The following is a 22955-nucleotide window of genomic DNA, read 5'->3' as shown; positions in this document are numbered from 1 at the left end:
CTCTTTAAGTTTGGTATCAAATCAATGTCTTTTCCGCAACGCCGAAAAAGGCTTCACGAATATTCTGTGCTATGCTTCCCGGATGCCCATTGCCGATCGGTCTGCCGTCCACCGAAATGACCGGAAAGCAGATGCTGGTGGCAGCGGTAATGAAGACCTCGCGCGCCGCGAGCATTTCCTCGACTGAGAACGCTCTCTCCTCGACCTTGAGCCCAAGTGGCCCCGCCACATCCATCAAGGTGGTGCGGGTGATTCCCTTCAAGATTCCGTGCTCGGCCGGACGGGTGCGCAGGGTTCCGTCGCCATCGACGATCCAGACATTGGTCGCGGCGCCCTCCTTCACCGTGCCATCGGCGTCGACGAAAATTGCCTCCTGAGCACCCTCCTCCTTCGCCTTCTGGCGGGCGAGCACGTTGGGAAGGAGCCCGACGGACTTGATGTCCACCCGGTCCCAGCGGTTTTCCGGTACGGTGATCGCCGCGATCCCTTGCGTCGCCTTTTCGGCGATGGCCTCGGCATCGGTGCGCTTCGCCGTCACCACGATCGTCGGCATCGTCTCCTTGGCCGGAAACACATGGTCACGGCGCGCCACGCCGCGCGTGACCTGGATATAGAACAGACCATTCCGGACCCGGTTGCGCCGAACCACCTCTCGGATCACATGCACGAGCGCCGCCCGGCTCATCGGCCGGTCGATGCGCAGTTCACGAAGCGAACGGTCGAGGCGATCGAGATGCCGGCTGAGATCGACGATGTAACCATGGCGTATCTCACAAACTTCGTAGACGCCGTCCGCAAATTGATAACCGCGATCCTCGATATGGATGCCGGCGTCGGCATGCGGCACGTAGGCACCGTTGACATAGGCAATTCTCGGCATGGATCTCGGCCCTAGAAGTACTGGATGCTGACGCGGAAAAGCTGTTCGACGTGCCGTACGGCATCGGCGGTGGCAAAGAGCACAACACGGTCCTTCGCCTTGATCTTTGTATTGCCGTCCGGGCGAATAAACGTCTTGTCGCGATAGAGTGCACCGATGCGGATGCCTTCGGGAAGATCGAGGTCACGCAGGGCTCTGCCAACGAGCGGCGAGGTTTCCAACGCTTCGGCCTCGATCACCTCGGCCATGCCCTTCTGCACCGCATACACGGAGCGAATGCGCCCCTTGCGGACGTGCTGCAGCACGCGCGAGATGGTCACGGCACGTGGGTTCACATAGGCGTCGACGCCAGCCGTGCCGGCAAAATCCTGATAGGACGGCTCGTTGATCAGCACGAGCGTCGACTTGGCGCCCAGCCGCTTCGCCATCATGCTGCCGAGGATGTTGATCTGGTCGTTGTTGGTCAGCGCCACCACGAGATCGGCATCCTGAACGTCAGCTTGTGCCAAAATCCGCTGATCCATCGCCGAACCGTTGAGCACAACGGTGTTGCTCAGCTTATCCGCCATCACCACTGCCCGGTCGCGATCGCTTTCGATCAGTTTCACCCGGGTCCGCGGCTGATGCTCCTCGATGGCCTTGGCAACGAAGTAGCCGACATTGCCGCCACCGAAGATGATGATGCGCCGCGCTTCCTGCTCCTCATGGCCGAAGAGCGCCAAGGTCCGGCGGGCGTGGTCCCGGTCGCAAACGACATAGGCGATATCGCCGGCCTGCAGCTGGTCATCCGAATGCGGCACCATGACCTTGCCGTTGCGGAAGATGCCGGTGACTGTTGCAAGCAGATCGGGGAACAGTTCGCTCAGCTGCTGCAGTGGCGTGCCGACGACCGGGCAATCTTCCAGGCACTCGAAGGCGACCATGGCGATGCGATCTTCGGCGAAACGCACGACATCGATCGCCCCCGGAAAGGATATGCGCCGCAGCACCAGCCGCCCAACCTCGACTTCGGGCGAGATGGTGACGTCGATCGGCACGTTCTCACGCGAGAACAGGTTCGAATACTCGGGCGCGAGATAGCTTTGCGCCCGGATGCGCGCGACCTTCGTCGGCACGTTGAAGATCGCATGGGCGACTTCACAGGCGACGATGTTGACCTCGTCGGAGAGCGTGACGGCAATCAGCATGTCGGCCTGGTCGGCGCCGGCCTTGGCCAGCACATCCGGATGCGCGCCGTGGCCGACATAGCCGCGCACGTCGAGGCTCTCGGTGATGTTGGCAATCAGCGTCGCCGAGGTATCGATCACCGATACGTCGTTATCTTCCTGCGCCAGCCGCTCGGCAATGCCGTACCCCACCTGGCCCGCACCACAAATGACTACCTTCATGTCGTACTTTCACCTGGGAGCGCTGCCGCGATGGCCGGAAAATGCCTCAGACGCCCAGCGACTTCAGCTTGCGATGCAGCGCCGACCGCTCCATTCCGACAAATTCCGCCGTACGGGAAATATTGCCCCCGAATCGGTTGATCTGCGCGATCAGATAATCACGCTCGAACATTTCGCGAGCCTCGCGCAACGGCAACGTCATGATGTGCTGGTCGCCCTGCGCGGAGATCTTCGGCAGCGTATCGCCCACCTCCGTCGGCAGCATGTCCGCGGAAATCGGCGTGTCCGGACCGTCGCTGCGGGCAAGAATCATCAGGCGCTCGATGTTGTTGCGAAGCTGGCGGATGTTGCCCGGCCAGTCGTGGGCCTGGAGCACGGCCAGGGCATCGTCGCCGATCTTGCGCGGACGAATGCCGGCCTGTTCGCTGACCTGGCGCATGAACATGTCGACGAGGAACGGAATATCCTCGCGCCGTTCGGCGAGCGCCGGCACACGCACCGGAATGACGGCAAGCCGGTGGAACAGGTCTTCGCGGAACAGGCCCTCGGAGATCATGTTTTCGAGATTGTAGGCGGTCGAGGAGATGATCCGGACATCGACCTTGACGCGCTTGGTACCGCCGACACGCTCGAACTGCTGGTCGACGAGCACCCGCAGAATCTTGTTCTGCGTCTCGCGCGGCATCTCGCCGATTTCGTCGAGATAGAGGATGCCGCCATGGGCTTCCTCGAGCGCACCGGTGCGGCGTGGCTGTCCCGGCGTTCCCTCGGTTCCGAACAGCGCGATTTCCATGCGGTCAGGCGTGATCGCCGCCGCGTTCAGCGCCACGAAAGGACCGGTCGACCGTGTCGACTTGCGGTGGATCATCCGCGCGACCAGTTCCTTGCCCGATCCTGACGGCCCCTGGATCATGATGCGGCTGTTGGTCGGCGCGACCTTCTCGATCGTCTGACGAAGCTGCGACACGGCAACCGACGTCCCGATCAGTTCGACGGGATCGCCGGACTTCTTCTTCAGCTCCGAGACTTCACGCTTGAGCTTCGAGTTTTCCAGCGCCCGCTCGGCAATCAGGATCAGCCGGTCGGCCTTGAAGGGCTTCTCGATGAAATCGTAGGCGCCACGCTTGATGGCGTTGACGGCGGTCTCGATATTGCCGTGACCGGAAATCATGACGACGGGGAGGTCCGGATAGCGCCCCTTGATCTCGTCGAGCAGCGCCAGGCCGTCGAGCCGGCTTCCCTGCATCCAGATATCGAGGAAGACTAGGCGCGGCACGCGATCGCTGATCGCCGCCAGCGCGCTGTCGCTGTCGAAGGCGGTGCGGGTTTCGTGCCCTTCGTCAGAGAGAATACCCGACACGATCTCGCGGATATCTTCCTCATCGTCCACAACCAGAATATCAGCGGCCATCGCTCGCACCCTTATCCTTCAAACTGTCTTCGCCCCCGGTTTCTCCGGCAGGCGGCAGGACCACGCGGATCATCGCCCCGACACCGCCGTCAAAATCGGCTGGCGCGTCGTGCAACTCCAATTGTCCGCCATGGTCCTCAATGATCTTCTTGACGATGGCGAGTCCCAGGCCCGTGCCCTTCTCGCGCATCGTCATGTATGGCTCCAGAATCCTGTGTCGGTTCTCCGTCGGCAGCCCCTTGCCGTTGTCGATGATATCGACGACAAAGCGACCCGTTGCCACGTCGGTTCGTGCTCGTGCGACAATCCTCGGATGGCCGCGCACCGCATCGGCCGGCACCGCTTCGATCGATTCGACCGCGTTCTTGACGATGTTGCCGAAGGCCTGACCGAGCATGCGCCCGTCGAACAGGCCCTCGAGCGGCTCTTCGCCGAGGTCCCGCACAAAATCGATGTGATTGTTGCCCATCTCGCGCAGGAACATCGCATCCTTCAGGATCGTGCGGAGATCCGCCTTTTCCTTGGTCGGCTTCGGCATGCGCGCGAAAGCCGAGAACTCGTCGACCATGCGACCGATGTCTTCTACCTGGCGCACGATCGTATCGGTGCACTGGTCGAAGATAGCCTTGTCTTCCTGGTTGATCTGCTTGCCATAACGGCGCTTCAGACGTTCGGCGGAGAGCTGGATCGGCGTCAGCGGGTTCTTGATCTCGTGCGCGATGCGGCGCGCTACATCGGCCCAGGCGGTCGAGCGCTGAGCGATGACGAGGTCGGTGATGTCATCGATGGTGATGACGTAGGATTCGTTCGCTTCGCCACCCTCTTCGCGCGTCACCTGAACGTTCAGCGTCCGCTCGGTTCCGCTGCGCATGATATTGATCTGCTTGCGGTAGTCGTTGCGATGGCGGCTTTCGGCCTCCACCAGAACCTCTTCGACCTCCGGCGCTACCGTGCGCAGGTCCGCGCCGAGGAGTTCAGGCGCCGCCTTCTTCAGGAACTCTTCGGAAAACGAGTTGACGATGGTGATCTGTCGATCGCGCCCGACACCGATCACCGCCGCAGTCACGCCTGAAAGAACAGCCTCGATGAAACGACGGCGATGATCGACTTCGTCCTTGGCCTCCAGGATCTGTTCCTGCTGGCTGCGGATTTCCGAGACCATCTTGTTGAAGGTGCGCGACAGGTTACCAACGTCGCCGTCGACGGCACGGACCGGCACGACAACATCGAGATTGCCGGAGGCGACACTGTCGGCAGCGCCGATCAACTGGCGAATGGGCCGGACGATGCGGTCGGCAACCGCGATCGCGGTCCAGATCGCAGCCAGGAGAACGATGAGCGCAAACCCGATATAGAGAACACCGAAGGCGATCTGCGTGAAGGTTCGACCGGCCTCAAGCATCTTGTACTCGGCCGTGTTCTCTTCCATCAGCCGCAGCGAGCGCATCACTTCCGGATCGACATTGCGAACCGTGTAGAGATAGGTGCCCGGAATGTCGTCGAGCGGAATAACGGCCCCGACAAGGTTGGTGACCCCTGGCGGAATCAGTGTCGGTTGACCGGATACCGAGCTTTTCAGTGCGTCCGGCGGAATGGAGGGCAGCGGACGGTCCGTGGAGATGTTGGCCTGAATTATAGCGCTGCCATCAGCACGAACCAGGAATGCCCCAAGCATGCCGCGGCCGCGCGCCTGGCGGGTCATGAGTTCCGTGAAACCGGTGCGGTCGAGGCTATAGAGCTGCCGGTTGCGTTCGAGGTCGTTGGCCATCGACACCGTCTGACCCTGCAGATAGCTGGCATTCTCGAGCACATAGGCCTGGGCGACGTTGATCGACGAGCGGACGATCGCCTGCGTCCGCAGCGAAAACCAGCGATCGAGGCCGACGTCGAGCGTGATGCTGGCAAAAATCGCGACAAGAACCGCAGGCGTGATCGCCACGATCGAAAACAGCGCAACGATGCGCACGTGAAGGCGCGCGGCGGCGCGGCCTTTGCGTCGGGCGCGTAGCAGCCGCAGGATTTCGCGGGCGATCAGATAGATCAGGCCAACGACGAACAGGCTGTTGATGGCAGCGCAGGCGATGACGACATTTCGCTCGAGCCGTATCGGCGTCAATCCGAGAAGAACGAGCAGCGAGACAGTGGCGCAGATCAAGGCGCCGGTCGCCAGCATCAGCCCCGGCAGGGCAAAGGACGCGCGCCGGTCCTGCGCCGCGAGTCCCTCATCTGTGCCCAGCGGCAAGGCCATTGCGTCCACCATGAAAAGCGTTCCCCCAACCGGCGCCAGCCGGCGACGGCATCACTTGCTAGCATTCTCTGGTCAAAGGTTGACCTCGCCGCCCAAAGGGCTGCCGCGTTGCACCCCCAGTCAATCAATTGGGTCAAATCGATTGAACGAGACGGCAACGACACGCGATTCGGCGATCGTCACACGTTCAAGCAACGCATTGTGGCGAAAATGCAACGGTGGCCGTGTCCAAGTCAAGCGCTGCGTGAGCTGCGATAGACCGAAACACCGAGTTCGCGGATTTTCTTGCGCAGCGTGTTACGGTTGAGGCCGAGCAAATCGGCCGCCTTGATCTGGTTACCACGGGTTGCGGTGAGCGCCGCAAGGATCAGCGGATACTCCATTTCGGCAAGCACGCGATCGTAAAGGCCGGCCGGAGGCAAAGCTTCGCCGAAGCTTGCGAAATACTGGCGCATGTTTTCTTCGACGGCCTGCGAAATGGTGAGCGATCCGGGCCGCGCCGCGGTCTTTTCGATCGGGCTGTCCGGTATCTCGGAACGCAACTCGTTTTCGATGATCTCGCGGGTGATCACGTCCTGTGGATAAAGTGCCGTCAGGCGCCGCACCAGGTTTTCCAACTCGCGCACGTTGCCCGGCCATGCATGCGCCTTCATCAGTTCCAGCGCTTCATGATCGAAGCGCTTGACGTCGAGCCCTTCCTTTTCGGCCTGCTGGACGAAGTGACGAACGAGATCCGGAATATCCTCCGCGCGGTCACGCAGCGGGGGCAGACGCAGCGGCACGACGTTGAGGCGATAATAGAGGTCTTCGCGGAACAGGCCCTGATTGATCGATTGCTTCAGGTCCTTGTTGGTCGCCGCCACGATGCGCACGTCCGAACGGATCGGCGTGCGGCCGCCAACGGTCGTGTATTCGCCCTGCTGCAGCACGCGCAGCAGGCGGGTCTGTGCGTCCATCGGCATGTCGCCGATTTCATCGAGGAAAAGCGTGCCGCCCTCGGCCTGTTCGAAACGACCAGTCGAGCGCACCTGGGCACCGGTGAAGGCGCCCTTCTCGTGGCCGAAAAGCTCCGATTCGATAAGATCGCGCGGGATCGCCGCCATGTTGATCGCAACGAACGGACCGTTGCGTCGCTTGCCATAATCGTGCAGCGCGCGGGCGACGAGTTCCTTGCCGGTGCCGGACTCGCCGGTGATCATCAGGGTGAGGTCCGTCTGCATCAGGCGCGCCAGCACCCGGTAGATTTCCTGCATCGCCGCCGAACGACCAACCAGCGGCATACCGTCCTGGGTGTCGTCGTCGAGCTTGGCCGGCCGGCGCTTGGGCTCCGACAGCGCCCGGCCGATGATGCCGATCAATTCGGTCAGGTCGAAGGGCTTGGGCAGATAGTCGTAGGCACCCTTCTCCGAAGCCTTGATCGCCGTCATGAAGGTGTTCTGGGCACTCATGACCAGCACCGGCAGATCGGGGCGCGCCTTCTTGATGCGCGGCAGGAGATCGAAGGCATTCTCGTCGGGCATGACAACGTCGGTCACGACGAGATCGCCGTCGCCCGCTGCGATCCAGCGCCAGAGCGTCGCCGCATTGGAGGTGATGCGGACATCGTAGCCGGCGCGGCTCAGCGCCTGGTTCAGCACGGTGCGAATGGCGGCATCATCATCCGCAACGAGGATCGTGGCACCCGTCATGCAAGGCTTCCTTTTGTCATCGGCATGTCGTCTTCATCCGCTGCCTGGCCTTTGGAGGCCGGCATCAGGACACGGAAAGTGGTGCGGTTCTGCTGGCTGTCGCATTCGACGATGCCGCCATGGGCACCGATGATCTTGGCGACCAGCGCCAGCCCCAGGCCGGAACCGTTGGTCTTGGTGGTAATGAAAGGATCGAAGAGCAGCGGCAGCAGGTCGGACGGCACGCCCGGTCCATTGTCGTGCACGCAGAATTCCAGCGGCAGCGAGATCTTCTCGCGCGTCCCGGCTACCGACAGGCGTATACCCGGCCTGTAGGCCGTCGTCAGCACGATCTCGCCATCGCTGCGGTCGCCGATCGCTTCGGCCGCATTCTTGATCAGGTTCAGGAACACCTGAACCAGTTGGTCGCGGTTGGCATAAACGGGCGGCAGAGACGGATCGTAGTTCTCCGCAAACTTGATGTGTCGGGCAAAACCGGCCTTGGCGATCGCCTTCACATGGTCGAGCACCGAATGGATGTTCAGCGGCACGCGATCCACCGGGCGCTCGTCGGAAAACACCTCCATGCGATCGACCAGCGAGACGATGCGGTCGGTCTCATCGCAGATCAGACGTGTCAGCGCCCTGTCTTCGTCATTGGCGGAGGTTTCCAGCAGTTGGGCGGCACCGCGGATGCCCGAAAGCGGGTTCTTGATTTCGTGCGCCAGCATCGAGGCAAGCCCCGTCACCGAACGGGCAGCACCACGATGGGTAAGCTGCCGGTCGATCTTGTCGGCCATCGAGCGCTCCTGGAAGACGACGACGACCGAGCCTGGCTCGGAAAGGACCGGGGCGACATAGAGATCGACGAGCTTGTCGGCGCCGAGACGCGGCGAACTCAGGTCGACGCGGTACTCGTTGACCGGCGCCTTGCGCTCGCGCACCTGTTCGATCAGGGTCAAGAGCGGGCTGCCGAAGGGGATGAAGGCGCTGATGTTGTGGCGCGCCAGATGATTGGCGCTCGCGCCGAAAAACGATTCGGCTTCCCAGTTGGCAAACGCGACCAAACCATTGGCATCGACCAGAATCACCGGGTTCTGAATGGCGTTCAGAACCGCCATCGACAGACCGTTGGCGGCCGCATCGGGAATGCTCGGCTTCTCGGTCATGCGGCCATTCCTTCCGCGACCGCCTCGCCTTCCAGCTTGGCCGGAGCCGCATCGAGTATCGCGGCGCGTGCCCTGTCGCAGACGAAACGGGTATCAGTCGATGTCAGGATCGCTGCCTTTTCCGTGCCTGCGATATCAGGGGCAAAGCGGTCAAGGTACCAGGCGACATGTTTGCGCGCGTGCCGCACGGCGACGTCGACACCATAGAATTCGAGCATCATTTCGTAGTGCTCCGCAAAGATATCGGCGATCGCCGCCTGCGACGGGTGCTCAACGGCACCGGCAAGAAAGCCGACGTGCCACGGGCGCCCCTGCGACGAACGCCCGGCCATGACGGCATCAGCGCCCGACCGGCGGAGAATCTCTTCCGCGTCGGCGATCGTCTCCACGTCGCCATTGGCGACCAGGGGGACGGTAATGACCTCGCGAACCGGGCGAATGGCATCCCAATCCGCCTTGCCGTTGTAGAACTGCATGCGTGTACGGCCGTGCACGGTAATCGCCTTCACCCCGGCGTCTTCGGCGCGCTTGGCAATCAGCGGCGCGTTGATCGAGTTTTCGTCCCAGCCGAGCCGCATCTTCAACGTCACCGGCACTTCGACGGCATCGACTGTCGCCTCAACCAGCGACAGCGCGTGATCGGGATCGCGCATGAGTGCCGAGCCGGAGTAGCCACCCGTCACCTTCTTGGCCGGGCATCCCATGTTGATGTCGATGATATCGGCACCATTGTCTGCAGCTATCTTGGCGGCTTCCGCCATCCAATGGGCCTCACGGCCGGCAAGCTGAACGATATGCGGTTTGATGCCGGAGTTCTTGAGCCGCGCCCAAGATTCAGACGCGTTGCCGACCAACTCGCGGCTCGCAACCATCTCGGTCACGACAAAGCCGGCGCCATAGCGCCATGCAAGCCGCCGGAACGGCAGATCGGTAACGCCGGACATGGGGGCGAGCGCAACGCGATTGCGGAGTTCGATAGTCCCGATCCGGAGCGGAGACGAAAGAGCCGGAATTGGCAAATGCATATCTTTCAGGCACATGTTGTTCCTGCACTATTTTTAGACATTGTTCTCAGGCTTGCCAAGCGATTTCGGCGCCTTGCGCAAAATTCCCGGCTTACAGCGCCGCGCGTCTCTCAAGACGCGCTAAGGTCGCTGTAAGATTTTAGACCTGCCGCATAATTTTGCCCGTAGATCGATTCCGATCTAAGCAATTATGCAGTGCTGGCAAAGCACGACCCTTCGCGGTACATCACGGCGAAGATCGGCGAATGCGGGACCTCATACAGAAGATGCAGCCTCAAGAACAGCTAAAGTGCGGCGTGGTAATCGTTGCAGCCGGACGCGGCGAACGTGCCGGGCAATCCGCCGAGGGCCCGAAGCAGTATCGAACCATCGGCGATCGCCCCGTTATCGCCCATACGCTTGACACTTTCGCGACATGGCCGGGCGCCGGCCCGATCGTCGTCGTCATCCATCCGGACGACGAGGCCCTGTTCGATGCCGCACGCAAACGCTCAGTCGTCGGCGATGTGATCATCGTCCATGGTGGCGCGACCCGGCAGATCTCCGTGCTCGCCGGCCTCGAAGCCCTGGCTGAAACCGGCGCCGGTCATGTGATGATCCACGATGCGGTCCGTCCCTTTGCCGATCACGCACTACTCTCGCGCTGCGCAGCGGCGCTTGGTGGCGAGGTCAAAGCCGTGTTGCCGGCGGTCGCCGTCGCGGACACGCTGAAGCGCGCGTGCAAGGATGGCGTCGTACTGGAGACTGTGCCGCGCGACGGTCTCTATGGCGCGCAAACACCGCAGACCTTCGATCTTCCGGCCATTCTTGCTGCCCACCGGGATGCAGCCAAGAGCGGCCGCGCTGATTTTACTGACGATGCCTCGATCGCCGAATGGGCCGGCCTCAAGGTCGTCCTCGTCGAGGGCACGGTAGACAACGTCAAGCTGACATTGAAAAGAGACATCGCCATGGCCGACGAGAAGCTCAACCGGACCGCCCTGCCCGACGTACGCACGGGCAACGGTTACGACGTGCACCAGTTGATCGAGGGCGACGGCGTGACGCTCTGCGGCGTCTTCATTCCGCACACGAAGAGGCTCTCCGGCCATTCCGATGCCGATGTGGCGCTGCACGCGCTCACCGACGCGCTGCTTGCCACCTGTGGCGCCGGCGACATCGGCGACCATTTCCCGCCGTCCGACCCGCAATGGAAGGGCGCGCCGTCGCGCATCTTCCTGGAGCATGCGGCTCGCATCGTGCGCGAGCGCGGCGGCATCATCACCAATGCGGACGTTTCCCTGATCGCGGAGGCACCGAAGGTCGGCCCGCATCGGCTGACGATGCGCGAGAACCTTGCAGACATGCTCGGCATCTCGCTCGACCGCTGCTCGGTCAAGGCAACGACGAACGAACGCCTCGGCTTCGTGGGCCGCGATGAAGGCATTGCCGCCATCGCCACGGCGACCGTCGTCTATGGGAGCCTTTCGTAATGTGGCCCGCCGATATCGAAGTCAAAGCCGGTGAGATCATCGCCAAGTTCACGGCGCGGGACCTCAAAGTCGCCACCGCCGAATCCTGCACCGGCGGCCTGATCGCCGGGGCGCTGACCGAGATTTCCGGTTCGTCCGCGGTCGTCGATCGCGGTTTCGTCACCTACTCCAACGAAGCGAAGGTAGCGATGCTTGGCGTCGAGACCGCAACACTTGCGGCCCATGGCGCCGTTTCGCGGGAGACAGCAATTGAGATGGCGCGTGGCGCCCTCTCGCATTCGGCAGCGGATTTCGCCGTTGCCGTCACCGGCATTGCCGGTCCCAGCGGCGGTTCGGCTGAAAAGCCGGTCGGGCTCGTGCACCTTGCGGCATCCGGGCGAAACGGCGCGATGCTGCACCGGGAGATGCGCTATGGTGATATCGGCCGCAGCGGCATCCGGCTTGCGACCGTCCGCACCGCGCTCGACATGCTCATGGAAATCGCTCAGGCCGTATAGATGCTGTCGGCGCGCTTTTCGAAGGCGTCGGAGAACATGCGGAAGGCGCGGTCGAACATCGATCCCATCAACGCGCCGAGAATGCGGCTCTTGAACTCGTAGTCGATGTAGAAATGCACGATCGACTGCCCCTCGCCCGCGGGTTCGAAGCGCCAGCGGTTGTCGAGATATTTGAACGGCCCGTCGATGTATTTGACTTCGATCGCGCGCTCGGCCTTGTTCAACAGCACCTGCGTCGTGAAAGTCTCGCGGATCGCCTTGTAGCCGACGGTCATGTCGGCCAGCAGCAACACCTTGCCGTCGCGCTCCTTGCGCGTGCGCACCGTCAGTGCCTCGCAGAGCGGCAGGAATGCGGGATAGTGCTCGACATCGGCAACCAGATCGAACATCTGGTCCGCGGTATGCTTGACGACATGGTTGGTTTCAAAATGCGGCATGATCGAGAGCTAGTCGCCCCGCCTTATCTTCGCAAGTAGTAACGCCGTTTCCGCGTGCGATTTCAACACGAGAACCGGCAGGTTGGCATGGCCGGCCAGCTGCGCCTCGATCTCAACCGCATCCCTGCGCTCGAAGTTCCAGATGTAGCGAAGGAAATCGAGATCGACCTTCTCCGGACAATCATCGGCCATATCCGGGCGGGTCTTTTTCCAATGGGCGAACCAGCGCCAGAGCACACCGCGCAGCGAAACCCAGCGCGGCGGCCGCATCCAGATCACCACGTGTGTGCGTGGCAAGCGGAGCGGCAGCGTCTTCGGACTGGTACCATCCATGATCCAGCGTTCGCCAGCCGCAGCCTTCGAGATCAGGGCAAGCATTTCCTGCCTCGGCCGCAGCTTCCACCCCGGCAACCAGAAGAATTCCCGATCCATCGCCAGATGCGGCAAACCGAACTGCTCGGACAGTTGCCGGGAAAGCGTGCTCTTGCCGCTGCCGGAACAGCCTATTACCAGAATGCGTTGCGCGCTTTCGAGATGCGACACCGCCTCGTCCCAGTTGCTCACGTATCGCGGCATCGGCTCGCGTCCTCCAGAGACAGCCGTTAGGTGATTGAACGGGAGGATGCAAGCTTTGCGCGAGCAGCCCGATGTCGCTCCGACGCCCTCCCCAAAACAAAAACTCCGGCGCAAGCGCCGGAGCCGATCGTTTTTTGAGAACCTGTTTCCGTCTTACTCGGCAGCCTGCAGCTTCTTCTCACGCGCTGCCCTGAGGCGGGCGAAGTCGTCGCCGGCATGGTGCGACGAGCGCGTCAGCGGGCTCGAGGAGACCATGAGGAAGCCCTTGGTGTAGGCGACGGTCTCGTAGGACTTGAACTCCTCGGGGGTCACGAACTTCTCGACCTTGTGGTGCTTGCGCGTCGGCTGCAGGTACTGGCCGATCGTCAGGAAGTCGACATCCGCGGTGCGCAGGTCGTCCATCAGCTGCAGCACTTCGTTGCGCTCTTCGCCGAGGCCGACCATGATGCCGGACTTGGTGAACATCGTCGGATCCAGCTCCTTCACGCGCTGCAACAGGCGGACGGAGTGGAAGTAGCGCGCACCCGGACGGACCGTCAGATAGTTGCCGGGCACGGTTTCCATATTGTGGTTGAAGACGTCGGGCTTGGCGGCGACGACGCGCTCCAGTGCACCCGGCTTCTTCAGGAAGTCCGGCGTCAGGATCTCGATGGTCGTCGCCGGCGACGCTTCGCGGATCGCCCAGATCACCTTCTCGAAGTGCTCGGCGCCGCCATCTTCCAGGTCGTCACGGTCGACGGAGGTGATGACGACGTGGCTGAGGCCCATCTGCTTGACGGCCTTGGCAATGTTCGCCGGCTCTTCGAGATCGAGCGCATTCGGCTTGCCGGTCGCGACGTTGCAGAAGGCGCAGGCGCGGGTACAGATCTCGCCCATGATCATGAAGGTGGCGTGCTTCTTGTCCCAGCATTCGCCGATGTTCGGGCAGCCCGCTTCTTCGCAAACAGTGACGAGCTTGTGGCTCTTCACGATCGAACGCGTCTCCTGATATCCCTTGGACATCGGCGCCTTGACGCGGATCCACTCCGGCTTGCGCATGACTTCGGTGTCGGGCTTGTGGGCCTTTTCCGGGTGGCGGACGCGTTGCGCCCGGTCAGAGACGACATCGAATACCGTTACCATACTGTCTTCCTCGTCGCGGCGGGCCGGCATCAGGCCGGATGACCCATTTTCGCTCTATATAGACGGCCCGACGGGAAATGTCAGGCCGTCTCGCCCGACGGAAGCGCAAATGGCCCGGCAGGCTATCGTTTGACGGCGCGACCAACGGCAATCAGCAGGCAGGCGCCGATAAAGCCGATGACCAGATAGGCGACCCAGCCGGCAAAAGCCATGCCGAAGGCCTCCAGGATGAAATTCAGCACCACCGCGCCGATGATGCCGAGCAGTATGTTCATGAACAGACCCATCTCGCTGCTCATGAACCTCTCCGCGAGCCACCCGGCCAAACCGCCGATGATGATCGCAGCCAGAATGCCGACGCCGTTCACGCTCATTTTGATCTCCGTGCATTGAAAACGAGGCCATTCTCAATGCCGAAGCCTATCAAAAGTTCCGGCGAGGATACAGCGCCGCGCGTCTCGAAGGACGCGCAAAGGTCGCTGTAACCCTTTGAATGCCGTATAATTTTGTCCTTAAATCGATGTCGATCTAAGGAATTATACGGGGCTCTAGGCGTTGAGCGCGCGGCCGTAGGCGTCGAGCACGCTTTCCTTGATCGTCTCCGAAATCGTCGGATGCGGGAAGATCGTGTGCATCAGGTCTTCTTCTGTCGTCTCGAGGTTCATCGCGACGACGAAGCCCTGGATGAGCTCGGTGACTTCGGCCCCGACCATATGGGCGCCGAGCAGCTCACCGGTCTTCTTATCGAAGATGGTCTTGACGAGACCCTGGTCCTCGCCGAGCGCGATTGCCTTGCCGTTGGCAACGAAGGGGAAGCGGCCGACGCGGATCTCGCGGCCCAATTCCTTGGCCTTGGCTTCGGTGAGGCCGACGGAGGCGACCTGCGGATGGCAATAGGTGCAGCCCGGGATCTTCAGCTTGTCCATCGGGTGCACATTCGGCAGGCCGGCGATCTTTTCGACGCAGATCACGGCCTCGTGCTCGGCCTTGTGGGCGAGCATCGGCGGGCCGGCGACGTCACCGATGGCGTAGATGCCCGGCACGTTGGTCTTGCCGTAACCATCGATGGCGATGAAGCCGCGATCGGTCTTCACGCCGAGGGCCTCAAGACCGATATTTTCGACATTGGCCTGCACGCCGACGGCGGAGATCATCCGGTCCGCGGTGATCTTTTCGACCTTGCCGTCCTTCATCTCCACATGGGCTGTGATCGAGTTCGCGCCCTTCTCGACCTTCGTCACCTTGGCTTCGAGATGGATCTTCATGCCCTGCTTTTCGAACTGCTTCTTGGCAACGCCGGATATTTCGGCGTCCTCGACCGGCATCACGGTCGACATGACTTCGACAACCGTTACGTCAACGCCCATGGTGCGGTAGAACGAGGCGAACTCGATGCCGATCGCGCCCGAGCCCATGACCAGCAGCGACTTCGGCATTTCCTCAGGCTTCATCGCCTCGAAATAGGTCCAGATCAGCTTGCCATCGGGCTCGATGCCCGGAAGCGCGCGCGGCCGGGCGCCGGTCGCGATGATGATGTGCTTGGCGGTGTAGGTGCCCTCGCCCTTGGTGTTCTTCGGCAGCGGCGCCTGCGGCTGGACAACCGGCTTCGTCGATTTACCGACGACGATCTCGCCGGGCCTCGTCAGCTTCGCCTCGCCCCAGATCACGTCGACCTTGTTTTTCTTCATCAGGAAGCCGACGCCGCCGTTCATGCGTTCGGCAATGCCGCGTGAGCGTGCGACGATCGCCTTCAGGTCCGGCGTCACCGTGCCTTCGATCTTGACGCCATAGGCGCCCGGATGCTGGGCGTAGTGCAGAACTTCGGCGGAGCGCAGCAGCGCCTTGGTCGGAATGCAGCCCCAGTTGGAGCAGATGCCGGCCAGATGCTCGCGCTCGACGATCGCGGTCTTGAGACCCAACTGCGCCGCACGAATGGCGGCGATATAGCCCCCTGGACCCGAACCGATGACGATGACGTCGTAATTCTCAGCCATATGTTTCCTGCCTTTGTCTCAAGCGACCTTGCGGGTGAACAGCACCCAGTCGTGTTTCTTGCTTTCCTCAAAGAGCGGAACCGCCCCGGCGCGCGCTGCCTCGCCGAAACCGTTTGCTCTGTATAGTGCCTGGGCCCTGTCGTTGTGGCTTTCGGTGATCAGGCTCACCGGCGCCGATCCGGCGCGTTCGAATTCCTTTGCCAGGAGCGCGCTGCCGATTCCGCGGCGGCGCTGATGGCGATAGACGCCGAGGCTCTCGATGAACCAGTGACCGACGATCTGCCTCTGCAGTGCCAGCAAGGGTTCCAGAACCGGGTGCTTGGGAACGATCTCCAGCACTTCCGGACCGATCGAATAGCCGACCGCCAGACCGACAACTTCATCATCAACTTCAGCAACGAGAGCGTCGCGCCAGTTTCCAGGCCCGGGCTCTTCGCGCAGCTTGTTGCGGCCACGCTCGAAGGCCGTATCCGTCACCCCATGAAGAACGGCGCCGTACCAGAGCCAGGAGGCAAAGCCATGCGCGGCGACATCGACGAGGATGGCGAGCTCGGCCGCCTCGCGCTTTTCCGCCGGACGAATGGTGACGCCCCCCACCATCTCTAGACCCCAAGCATCATCCGCACGACCGGTTCGAGACCCCGGCCGATCGCACGCGTATTCTCCGCATCGAGATGCACACCATCGAGCGGCGTGGTCTGAGCGACCGATCCGGCGTCGAAAAAGCCGCAATCGAGTTCGTCGGCGAGATCGCGATAAAGCGGTGCCAGCATCGCCGACTGCTCGACGCCGCCGGCGTACATCGCGCCGAAGGCGGCATTGGCCGTTTCGCAGAGCATCGGCGGCGAGACGATCAGGATTTCCGGCCCACCCTCGTCTTCGACCGGCCAGTCATGCCGGCGCACGAGCGTGACGAGACGCTGGATGCCCTTCACGGCGCCGAAAGCGGTTCCGTGGATCACCGGCTTCATATCGTTGGCGCCGAGAAGAAGAATGATCAGATCGAGCGGCGCATGGCTGTGCAGCACCGTCGGCAGCACTTTTGCGCCGTTGCGGTCGCAATCGGCGAGATGGTCGTCATAGGCGGTCGTACGACCGTTCAGTCCCTCGGCGATGACCTGAACGTCCGAACCCAGCGCCTTCTGCAAGACGCTCGGCCAGCGATCGGCAAACGCGTGACGACCACCATCCGCGGCATCGTAGCCCCAGGTCAGACTGTCGCCATAGCAGAGAACTGTTTTCATCGTCCGGGCCGCCTTCGACTGCGCGAAAAGGAACGGACCGGCCCGAAGGCCGGTCCCTATCCAACTCAGACCAGCATGCCCATCGGGTTTTCGATGTAGCGCTTGAAGGCTCCGAGCAGTTCGGCGCCGAGCGCGCCATCGACGCAGCGATGGTCGGTCGAGAGCGTAACGGTCATGACATTGGCGATGACCATCTGTTTGTTTTTGACGACGACGCGCTCCTCGCCCGCACCGACCGCGAGGATCGTGGCATGCGGCGGGTTGACGACGGCGGCGAAGTTCTTGACGCCCATCATGCCCATGTTGGAGACCGCCGTGGTGCCGCCCTGGTACTCCTCGGGCTTCAGCTTGCGGTCCTTGGCGCGCTGGCCGAGGTCCTTCATCTCGTTGGAGATGGCAGACAGGCTCTTCAGCTCCGCCTGGCGCACGATCGGGGTGATCAGGCCGCCCGGGATCGACACGGCAACGCCGACGTCAGCGTGCTTGTGCTTGACCATGTTGCTCTCGGTCCAGGAGACGTTCGCATTCGGAACGTCGCGCAGCGCAAGCGCCAGGGCCTTGATGACCATGTCGTTTACGGAGAGCTTGTAGACCGGCTTGCCGCCCTGCTCCGGAGCAGCGGCATTGAGCTGGGCGCGCAGTGCAAGAAGCGCGTCGAGCTCGCAGTCGAGCGACACGTAGAAGTGCGGGATCGTCTGCTTGGATTCGACCAGGCGCTTGGCGATCGTCTTGCGCATGCCGTCATGCGGTATGAGCTCGTAAGAGCCCGGCTCGAAGAGCTTGAGAACGGCATCGTCCGACGGGCCCTTGGCAAGCGGTGCGGCCGCGGGAGCGGCAGTGCCGGCAACCGGTGCGGTTGCAGGCTTCGCGGTGCCACCGGCAACGGCAGTCTCAACGTCCTTCTTGACGACGCGACCATGCGGGCCTGTGCCGGCGATTGCCGACAGGTCGATGCCGGCGTCCTTGGCCAGACGACGGGCGAGCGGCGAGGAGAAGACGCGAGCGCCTTCGGACTTCGCCGGCTGGGCTGCAACCGGAGCCGGAGCAGCGGCAGGAGCCGCAGCCGGAGCGCTCGGCGCTACCGGTGCCGGCGCTTCCGCCTTGGCCGCGGGAGCCGGTGCGGCTGCGCCGTTGCCACCCTTTGCAGCGGCAGCAACATCCTCGCCATCTGCGGCGAGAACGGCGATCAGCGCATTGACCTTGACGCCATCGGTGCCGGCGGGAACGACGATCTTGGCGACGGTGCCTTCGTCGACGGCTTCGACTTCCATCGTCGCCTTGTCGGTCTCGATCTCGGCAATCACGTCACCGGACTTGACCTTGTCGCCTTCCTTGACCAGCCACTTGGCCAGATTGCCTTCTTCCATCGTCGGAGAGAGGGCCGGCATTGTGATGTTGATAGGCATCGAAGAACCCTCCCCTTATTTGTAGCAAACGGCTTTCACCGCATCGACGACTTCAGCAACGTTCGGAAGCGCGAGCTTCTCGAGGTTCGCGGCGTAAGGCATCGGCACATCCTTGCCGGCGATCGTCAGGATCGGAGCGTCAAGGTAATCGAATGCCTGCTGCATGACGCGGGTCGCGATCTCGGTACCGACGGACGACTGCGGGTAGCCTTCTTCGACGGTGACGAGGCGACCGGTCTTCTTGACCGATTCGATGACCGTCGGCAGGTCCATCGGACGGATGGTACGCAGGTCGATAAGCTCGACGTCGATGCCCTGGGCTTCGAGTTCAGCAACCGCCTTGACCGCATAGGTCATACCGATGCCGAAGGAGACGATAGTTGCGTCCTTGCCGACCTTGTGGATGCGGGCCTTGCCGATCGGCAGCACGAAATCGTCAAGCTTCGGCACTTCAAAGGAGTGACCGTAGAGGATTTCGTTTTCGAGGAAGATGACCGGGTTCGGGTCGCGGATCGCGGCCTTCAGCAGACCCTTGGCGTCGGCTGCCGTATAGGGCATGACGACCTTGAGGCCGGGGATATGGCTGTACCAGGCGGCATAGCACTGCGAGTGCTGGGCAGCCACGCGGGCAGCGGCACCGCTCGGGCCGCGGAAGACGATCGGCGCGCCCATCTGGCCACCGGACATGTAGAGCGTCTTGGCAGCGGAGTTGATGATCTGGTCGATCGCCTGCATGGCGAAGTTGAAGGTCATGAACTCGACGATCGGGCGAAGACCGGTCATGGCAGCGCCGACGCCGACACCGGCAAAGCCATGCTCGGTGATCGGGGTGTCAATGACGCGACGCGAACCGAATTCCTGCAACAGGCCTTGGGTGATCTTGTAGGCGCCCTGGTACTCGGCGACTTCTTCGCCCATGACGAAAACGTCGTCGCTCAAGCGCATTTCTTCGGCCATGGCGTCGCGAAGCGCTTCGCGAACGGTCATCGTCACCATTTCGGTGCCGGCCGGGATTGCCGGATCGGCGGCAACTTCAACCTTCGGCTGGGCTGCAACCGGAGCCGGCGCGGACGCAGCCGGAGCCTCAGTGGCTGCCGCCTTCGGCGCTTCGGCCTTTGGAGCGGCGATATCGCCTGCCGCTTCGCCGTCCTGCAGCAACACGGCGATCGGCGTGTTGACCTTGACGCCCTCGGTGCCGGCGGCAATCAAGAGCTTGCCGATCGTGCCTTCGTCGACGGCTTCGACTTCCATCGTCGCCTTGTCCGTCTCGATTTCAGCGATGACGTCGCCGGAAGACACCTTGTCTCCCTCGTTCTTCAGCCATTTCGAGAGCGTGCCTTCCTCCATCGTCGGGGAAAGGGCGGGCATAAGAATTTCTACTGGCATGTTTGTCCCTCCCCGGATCAAAGCAGGATGTCGGTGTAGAGCTCGGATGCATCCGGCTCCGGATCAGCCTGGGCGAAATCGGCGCTGTCGGCGACGATGTCGCGGACGTCCTTGTCGACCTGCTTCAGCTCGTCCTCGCTCGCCCAGCCCTTTTCGGTCAGACGGGCTTTCACCTGCTCGATCGGGTCGTGTTCCGACCGCATCTTCTGCACTTCGTCCTTCGAGCGGTATTTCGCCGGGTCGGACATGGAGTGGCCACGATAACGGTAGGTCTGCATTTCGAGGATGATCGGGCCCTTGCCGGAACGGCAATACTCGACGGCCTCGTCGGCGGCCGCCTTGACGGCGCGAACGTCCATGCCGTCGACCTGGAAGCCCGGAATGTTGAAGGAAACGCCGCGCTGCGAAAAGTCGGTCTGGGCCGAGGCACGCGATACTGCCGTACCCATGGCGTAGCGGTTGTTCTCGATCACGTAGATCACCGGCAGCTTCCACAGCTGCGCCATGTTGAAGCTTTCGTAGACCTGACCCTGGTTGGCAGCGCCGTCACCGAAATAGGCGACGCTGACATTGTCGTTGCCGCGATAGCGGTTTGCGAATGCAAGGCCGGTACCGAGCGACACCTGGGCGCCGACGATGCCGTGACCGCCGTAGAAGTGCTTTTCCTTGGAGAACATGTGCATCGAGCCGCCCTTCCCCTTGGAAAGACCGCTGCGACGACCGGTAAGTTCGGCCATGACGCCACGAGCGCTCATGCCGCAGGCCAGCATGTGGCCATGGTCACGATAGGCGGTGATAACCTGATCACCGTCTTTCAGTGCCATCTGCATGCCGACGACAACAGCCTCCTGGCCGATGTAGAGGTGACAGAAGCCGCCGATGAAACCCATGCCATAGAGCTGGCCGGCCTTTTCCTCGAAACGCCGGATGAGCAGCATTTCGCGGTAAGCCTTCAGGTCATCTTCTTTGGTGAAATCGGCGATGGTGCCGCCGTTGAAGTCCTTCTTGGCCGGCTTTGCGGCGGCCTTACGGCTGGAGACGGACGCGGTTTTTCGCGGAGCCATTCATTCCTCCCAATGGTTAGCCTTTGGCGGTTACCATAGGGAAAGAAAAGCGCCACAGCAATGCCATATTTGCATGGCTCGCATTCCACGCAAACAATTGAATTTGCTTCACAAATTTCAATTAACTGAATTCAGGTTAATTTTCGGGGCGGTGAAAAATAACGATCTCGTCACTTCGCGACATGTTCAGCGCGAGGCGAGCTTTTTCATCCAGCATGTCCCGTTCCAGCGACCCATCACTCATCAGTTGGACCTCTTTTTCAAGGATCATCCGCTGCTTCGTGAGCTTATCCAGCCGCGCCTGCCGCTCGACAATCTGGCGATCGAATTGCTCCGTCGCCTTCAAGCCATAGCCGCCGTGGATGGAATGATAGCCGAAGTAAGAGAGAAAGGCGACCGCGATCAACGGCATAACCAGCCGGCCCAGTTTCCGTTTCTTATGATGCCGTGTCCACATCCATTCACGCCCTGATACGCATTACGGAAATGAGACTAGCGTCGATTGATTAACCGACCGTTGACCATGAATGGCAGGAAAACAGAAACCCGCCCACGTGGGAACGTGGGCGGGTTTCGTTTGTCAGCTACAGCGACCTTTGCGCGTCTGAAAAGACGCGCGGCGCTACAGGATCAGCCGCGCAGGATCGAACGGCCGGCGTACGTGGCCTGCAGGCCGAGCTGCTCTTCGATGCGGATCAGCTGGTTGTACTTGGCGAGCCGGTCCGAACGGGCGAGCGAACCGGTCTTGATCTGGCCGCAGTTGGTGGCAACCGCGAGATCGGCGATCGTGGCGTCTTCGGTTTCGCCCGAGCGGTGCGACATGACGGCGGTGTAGCGCGCCTTGTGCGCGGTCTCGACGGCGTCGAGTGTCTCCGAAAGCGAGCCGATCTGGTTGACCTTGACGAGGATCGAGTTGGCGACGCCCATCTTGATGCCGTCGCGCAGGCGCGCCGAGTTGGTGACAAACAGGTCGTCGCCGACGAGCTGGCACTTGTTGCCGATGAGGTCGGTCACGGCCTTCCAGCCGTCCCAGTCGTCTTCCGCCATGCCGTCTTCGATCGAGAAGATCGGGTACTTGGCAGCGAGTTCCGCCAGGTATTCAGCCATTGCGCCCGGCTCCAGCGTGCGGCCTTCGCCTTCGAGCACGTACTTGCCGTCTTTGAAGAATTCGGTCGCAGCGCAATCAAGCGCGACGAACATGTCTTCGCCCGGCATGTAGCCGGCCTTCTCGATTGACTTCATGATGAAGTCGAGCGCTGCCGGAGCGGAAGCGAGGCCCGGAGCGAAGCCGCCTTCGTCACCGACATTGGTGTTGTGGCCGTCGGCTGCAAGCTGCTTCTTCAGCGTGTGGAACACTTCCGAGCCCATGCGGACCGCATCGCGCATCGTATCGGCACCAACCGGAACGATCATGAATTCCTGGAAGTCGATCGGATTGTCGGCATGGGCGCCGCCGTTGATGATGTTCATCATCGGAACCGGAAGCACGTGAGCGTTCGGGCCGCCGACGTAACGGTAGAGCGGCAGGCCGGCCGCTTCGGCCGCAGCCTTGGCGACCGCAAGCGACACGCCGAGGATGGCGTTGGCGCCGAGGCGCGACTTGTTCGACGTGCCGTCGAGTTCGATCATGGTCTTGTCGATCTGGATCTGGTTCTCGGCATCGAGACCGCCGATCGCTTCGAAGATCTCGCCATTGACGGCTTCTACGGCGCGCTCGACGCCCTTGCCGAGGTAGCGCGTACCACCATCGCGCAGCTCGACAGCCTCATGCGCACCGGTCGAGGCGCCCGACGGGACCGCCGCACGGCCGAAGCTTCCGTCTTCCAGGTACACGTCGACCTCGACGGTCGGGTTGCCGCGGCTGTCCAGAATTTCTCGGCCGATGATGTCGATGATTGCAGTCATGATCTCTTCCCTGCTTGAGGACGGTGGAATGGTCGGGGCCTGTCATACGCCAAGGCCTCGAAAT

General features: G+C 62.1%; 21 protein-coding genes. 2 read left to right on the top strand and 19 right to left on the bottom strand.

Annotated features, from left to right (window positions below; all coding sequences use genetic code 11):
* Positions 1-16: 16 nt before the first annotated feature.
* The 7 genes from ACTJKE_RS14140 to dusB all read right to left on the bottom strand — a co-directional run bounded on the left by ACTJKE_RS14140 (position 17) and on the right by dusB (position 9803).
* Entirely contained in the window at positions 17-880 is an 864-nt protein-coding gene (locus tag ACTJKE_RS14140; RefSeq protein WP_093232391.1) for a D-amino-acid transaminase, read from the bottom strand.
* A gap of 11 nt (positions 881-891) precedes the next feature.
* Positions 892-2268: a Trk system potassium transporter TrkA gene (trkA, locus tag ACTJKE_RS14135; protein WP_058326655.1), complete on the bottom strand. Its 1377-nt coding sequence runs from the start codon at positions 2266-2268 to the stop codon at positions 892-894.
* A gap of 46 nt (positions 2269-2314) precedes the next feature.
* Positions 2315-3679, bottom strand: coding sequence for a two-component system response regulator NtrX (gene ntrX, locus ACTJKE_RS14130; RefSeq protein ID WP_057255682.1), 1365 nt, complete (start codon positions 3677-3679; stop codon positions 2315-2317).
* Entirely contained in the window at positions 3669-5939 is a 2271-nt protein-coding gene (locus ACTJKE_RS14125) for a sensor histidine kinase (RefSeq protein ID WP_113131796.1), read from the bottom strand. Before ACTJKE_RS14125 ends, ntrX begins: the two co-directional genes overlap by 11 nt.
* Positions 5940-6160: 221 nt before the next feature.
* Positions 6161-7615 carry a nitrogen regulation protein NR(I) gene (gene ntrC / locus ACTJKE_RS14120; protein WP_057255678.1) on the bottom strand — a complete coding sequence of 485 codons (1455 nt, stop codon included), beginning with the start codon at positions 7613-7615 and terminating at the stop codon, positions 6161-6163.
* The gene (locus ACTJKE_RS14115) at positions 7612-8763 is read right to left on the bottom strand and encodes a two-component system sensor histidine kinase NtrB (RefSeq protein WP_058326657.1); all 1152 of its coding nucleotides are present in this window, start codon (positions 8761-8763) and stop codon (positions 7612-7614) included. Before ACTJKE_RS14115 ends, ntrC begins: the two co-directional genes overlap by 4 nt.
* Positions 8760-9803: a tRNA dihydrouridine synthase DusB gene (gene dusB, locus ACTJKE_RS14110; RefSeq protein WP_058326658.1), complete on the bottom strand. Its 1044-nt coding sequence runs from the start codon at positions 9801-9803 to the stop codon at positions 8760-8762. Before dusB ends, ACTJKE_RS14115 begins: the two co-directional genes overlap by 4 nt.
* A gap of 251 nt (positions 9804-10054) precedes the next feature.
* Here dusB and ACTJKE_RS14105 point away from each other — a divergent pair, with 251 nt between their 5' ends.
* Together ACTJKE_RS14105 and ACTJKE_RS14100 are read left to right on the top strand one after the other, a co-directional pair.
* The gene (locus ACTJKE_RS14105) at positions 10055-11260 is read left to right on the top strand and encodes a bifunctional 2-C-methyl-D-erythritol 4-phosphate cytidylyltransferase/2-C-methyl-D-erythritol 2,4-cyclodiphosphate synthase (RefSeq protein ID WP_348627339.1); all 1206 of its coding nucleotides are present in this window, start codon (positions 10055-10057) and stop codon (positions 11258-11260) included.
* Positions 11260-11757 carry a CinA family protein gene (locus ACTJKE_RS14100; RefSeq protein ID WP_057255671.1) on the top strand — a complete coding sequence of 166 codons (498 nt, stop codon included), beginning with the start codon at positions 11260-11262 and terminating at the stop codon, positions 11755-11757. Before ACTJKE_RS14105 ends, ACTJKE_RS14100 begins: the two co-directional genes overlap by 1 nt.
* Here the strand turns inward: ACTJKE_RS14100 and ACTJKE_RS14095 are convergent.
* From ACTJKE_RS14095 to eno, 12 genes are all read right to left on the bottom strand, one after another.
* The gene (locus ACTJKE_RS14095) at positions 11745-12194 is read right to left on the bottom strand and encodes a type II toxin-antitoxin system RatA family toxin (RefSeq protein ID WP_057255670.1); all 450 of its coding nucleotides are present in this window, start codon (positions 12192-12194) and stop codon (positions 11745-11747) included. The genes ACTJKE_RS14100 and ACTJKE_RS14095 overlap by 13 nt on opposite strands.
* 9 nt (positions 12195-12203) lie before the next feature.
* The gene (locus ACTJKE_RS14090; protein WP_057255668.1) at positions 12204-12770 is read right to left on the bottom strand and encodes an AAA family ATPase; all 567 of its coding nucleotides are present in this window, start codon (positions 12768-12770) and stop codon (positions 12204-12206) included.
* Positions 12771-12923: 153 nt separating this feature from the next.
* Positions 12924-13892 (bottom strand): lipoyl synthase, encoded by a 969-nt coding sequence (lipA, locus tag ACTJKE_RS14085; RefSeq protein ID WP_112995918.1) that lies wholly within the window; start codon positions 13890-13892, stop codon positions 12924-12926.
* 122 nt (positions 13893-14014) lie between these two features.
* On the bottom strand, positions 14015-14266 hold the full coding sequence (locus tag ACTJKE_RS14080) for a GlsB/YeaQ/YmgE family stress response membrane protein (protein WP_112995919.1): 252 nt from the start codon (positions 14264-14266) through the stop codon (positions 14015-14017).
* Positions 14267-14440: 174 nt separating this feature from the next.
* A complete protein-coding gene (gene lpdA, locus ACTJKE_RS14075) occupies positions 14441-15886 on the bottom strand; it encodes a dihydrolipoyl dehydrogenase (protein WP_058326661.1) in 1446 nt (481 codons plus the stop codon).
* 18 nt (positions 15887-15904) lie between these two features.
* The gene (locus ACTJKE_RS14070) at positions 15905-16486 is read right to left on the bottom strand and encodes a GNAT family N-acetyltransferase (RefSeq protein WP_058326662.1); all 582 of its coding nucleotides are present in this window, start codon (positions 16484-16486) and stop codon (positions 15905-15907) included.
* Positions 16487-16488: 2 nt separating this feature from the next.
* Positions 16489-17130, bottom strand: a complete 642-nt coding sequence (locus ACTJKE_RS14065) for an SGNH/GDSL hydrolase family protein (RefSeq protein WP_057255660.1) — start codon at positions 17128-17130, stop codon at positions 16489-16491.
* A 65-nt stretch (positions 17131-17195) separates the two neighbouring features.
* The gene (locus tag ACTJKE_RS14060) at positions 17196-18536 is read right to left on the bottom strand and encodes a pyruvate dehydrogenase complex dihydrolipoamide acetyltransferase (protein ID WP_058320576.1); all 1341 of its coding nucleotides are present in this window, start codon (positions 18534-18536) and stop codon (positions 17196-17198) included.
* A 15-nt stretch (positions 18537-18551) separates the two neighbouring features.
* The gene (locus ACTJKE_RS14055) at positions 18552-19922 is read right to left on the bottom strand and encodes a pyruvate dehydrogenase complex E1 component subunit beta (protein WP_057255658.1); all 1371 of its coding nucleotides are present in this window, start codon (positions 19920-19922) and stop codon (positions 18552-18554) included.
* A gap of 17 nt (positions 19923-19939) precedes the next feature.
* Positions 19940-20986, bottom strand: coding sequence for a pyruvate dehydrogenase (acetyl-transferring) E1 component subunit alpha (gene pdhA, locus ACTJKE_RS14050; protein WP_058326663.1), 1047 nt, complete (start codon positions 20984-20986; stop codon positions 19940-19942).
* 136 nt (positions 20987-21122) lie between these two features.
* A complete protein-coding gene (locus ACTJKE_RS14045; RefSeq protein ID WP_057255656.1) occupies positions 21123-21443 on the bottom strand; it encodes an FtsB family cell division protein in 321 nt (106 codons plus the stop codon).
* 173 nt (positions 21444-21616) lie between these two features.
* Positions 21617-22891 carry a phosphopyruvate hydratase gene (gene eno / locus ACTJKE_RS14040; RefSeq protein ID WP_440636943.1) on the bottom strand — a complete coding sequence of 425 codons (1275 nt, stop codon included), beginning with the start codon at positions 22889-22891 and terminating at the stop codon, positions 21617-21619.
* Between the last annotated feature and the right edge of the window lie 64 nt (positions 22892-22955).

The organism is Ensifer sp. 22521 (assembly GCF_052044795.1).
Lineage (GTDB): Bacteria > Pseudomonadota > Alphaproteobacteria > Rhizobiales > Rhizobiaceae > Ensifer.
Note: the sequence above shows the minus strand (reverse complement) of the source record. Positions and strands in the feature narration are given on the sequence as shown.

Excerpts from the sequence above, each read along its gene's own strand:
- eno (WP_440636943.1), bottom strand. The coding sequence starts at position 22,891 with ATGACTGCAATCATCGACATCATCGGCCGAGAAATTCTGGACAGCCGC.
- ntrX (WP_057255682.1), bottom strand. The coding sequence starts at position 3,679 with ATGGCCGCTGATATTCTGGTTGTGGACGATGAGGAAGATATCCGCGAG.
- ACTJKE_RS14100 (WP_057255671.1), top strand. The coding sequence starts at position 11,260 with ATGTGGCCCGCCGATATCGAAGTCAAAGCCGGTGAGATCATCGCCAAG.
- ACTJKE_RS14140 (WP_093232391.1), bottom strand. The coding sequence starts at position 880 with ATGCCGAGAATTGCCTATGTCAACGGTGCCTACGTGCCGCATGCCGAC.
- ACTJKE_RS14095 (WP_057255670.1), bottom strand. The coding sequence starts at position 12,194 with ATGCCGCATTTTGAAACCAACCATGTCGTCAAGCATACCGCGGACCAG.
- lipA (WP_112995918.1), bottom strand. The coding sequence starts at position 13,892 with ATGGTAACGGTATTCGATGTCGTCTCTGACCGGGCGCAACGCGTCCGC.
- pdhA (WP_058326663.1), bottom strand. The coding sequence starts at position 20,986 with ATGGCTCCGCGAAAAACCGCGTCCGTCTCCAGCCGTAAGGCCGCCGCA.
- dusB (WP_058326658.1), bottom strand. The coding sequence starts at position 9,803 with ATGTGCCTGAAAGATATGCATTTGCCAATTCCGGCTCTTTCGTCTCCG.
- ACTJKE_RS14115 (WP_058326657.1), bottom strand. The coding sequence starts at position 8,763 with ATGACCGAGAAGCCGAGCATTCCCGATGCGGCCGCCAACGGTCTGTCG.
- ACTJKE_RS14045 (WP_057255656.1), bottom strand. The coding sequence starts at position 21,443 with ATGTGGACACGGCATCATAAGAAACGGAAACTGGGCCGGCTGGTTATG.
- lpdA (WP_058326661.1), bottom strand. The coding sequence starts at position 15,886 with ATGGCTGAGAATTACGACGTCATCGTCATCGGTTCGGGTCCAGGGGGC.
- ACTJKE_RS14080 (WP_112995919.1), bottom strand. The coding sequence starts at position 14,266 with ATGAGCGTGAACGGCGTCGGCATTCTGGCTGCGATCATCATCGGCGGT.
- ACTJKE_RS14070 (WP_058326662.1), bottom strand. The coding sequence starts at position 16,486 with ATGGTGGGGGGCGTCACCATTCGTCCGGCGGAAAAGCGCGAGGCGGCC.
- ACTJKE_RS14105 (WP_348627339.1), top strand. The coding sequence starts at position 10,055 with ATGCAGCCTCAAGAACAGCTAAAGTGCGGCGTGGTAATCGTTGCAGCC.
- trkA (WP_058326655.1), bottom strand. The coding sequence starts at position 2,268 with ATGAAGGTAGTCATTTGTGGTGCGGGCCAGGTGGGGTACGGCATTGCC.
- ACTJKE_RS14090 (WP_057255668.1), bottom strand. The coding sequence starts at position 12,770 with ATGCCGCGATACGTGAGCAACTGGGACGAGGCGGTGTCGCATCTCGAA.
- ACTJKE_RS14125 (WP_113131796.1), bottom strand. The coding sequence starts at position 5,939 with ATGGTGGACGCAATGGCCTTGCCGCTGGGCACAGATGAGGGACTCGCG.
- ACTJKE_RS14065 (WP_057255660.1), bottom strand. The coding sequence starts at position 17,130 with ATGAAAACAGTTCTCTGCTATGGCGACAGTCTGACCTGGGGCTACGAT.
- ACTJKE_RS14060 (WP_058320576.1), bottom strand. The coding sequence starts at position 18,536 with ATGCCTATCAACATCACAATGCCGGCCCTCTCTCCGACGATGGAAGAA.
- ACTJKE_RS14055 (WP_057255658.1), bottom strand. The coding sequence starts at position 19,922 with ATGCCAGTAGAAATTCTTATGCCCGCCCTTTCCCCGACGATGGAGGAA.
- ntrC (WP_057255678.1), bottom strand. The coding sequence starts at position 7,615 with ATGACGGGTGCCACGATCCTCGTTGCGGATGATGATGCCGCCATTCGC.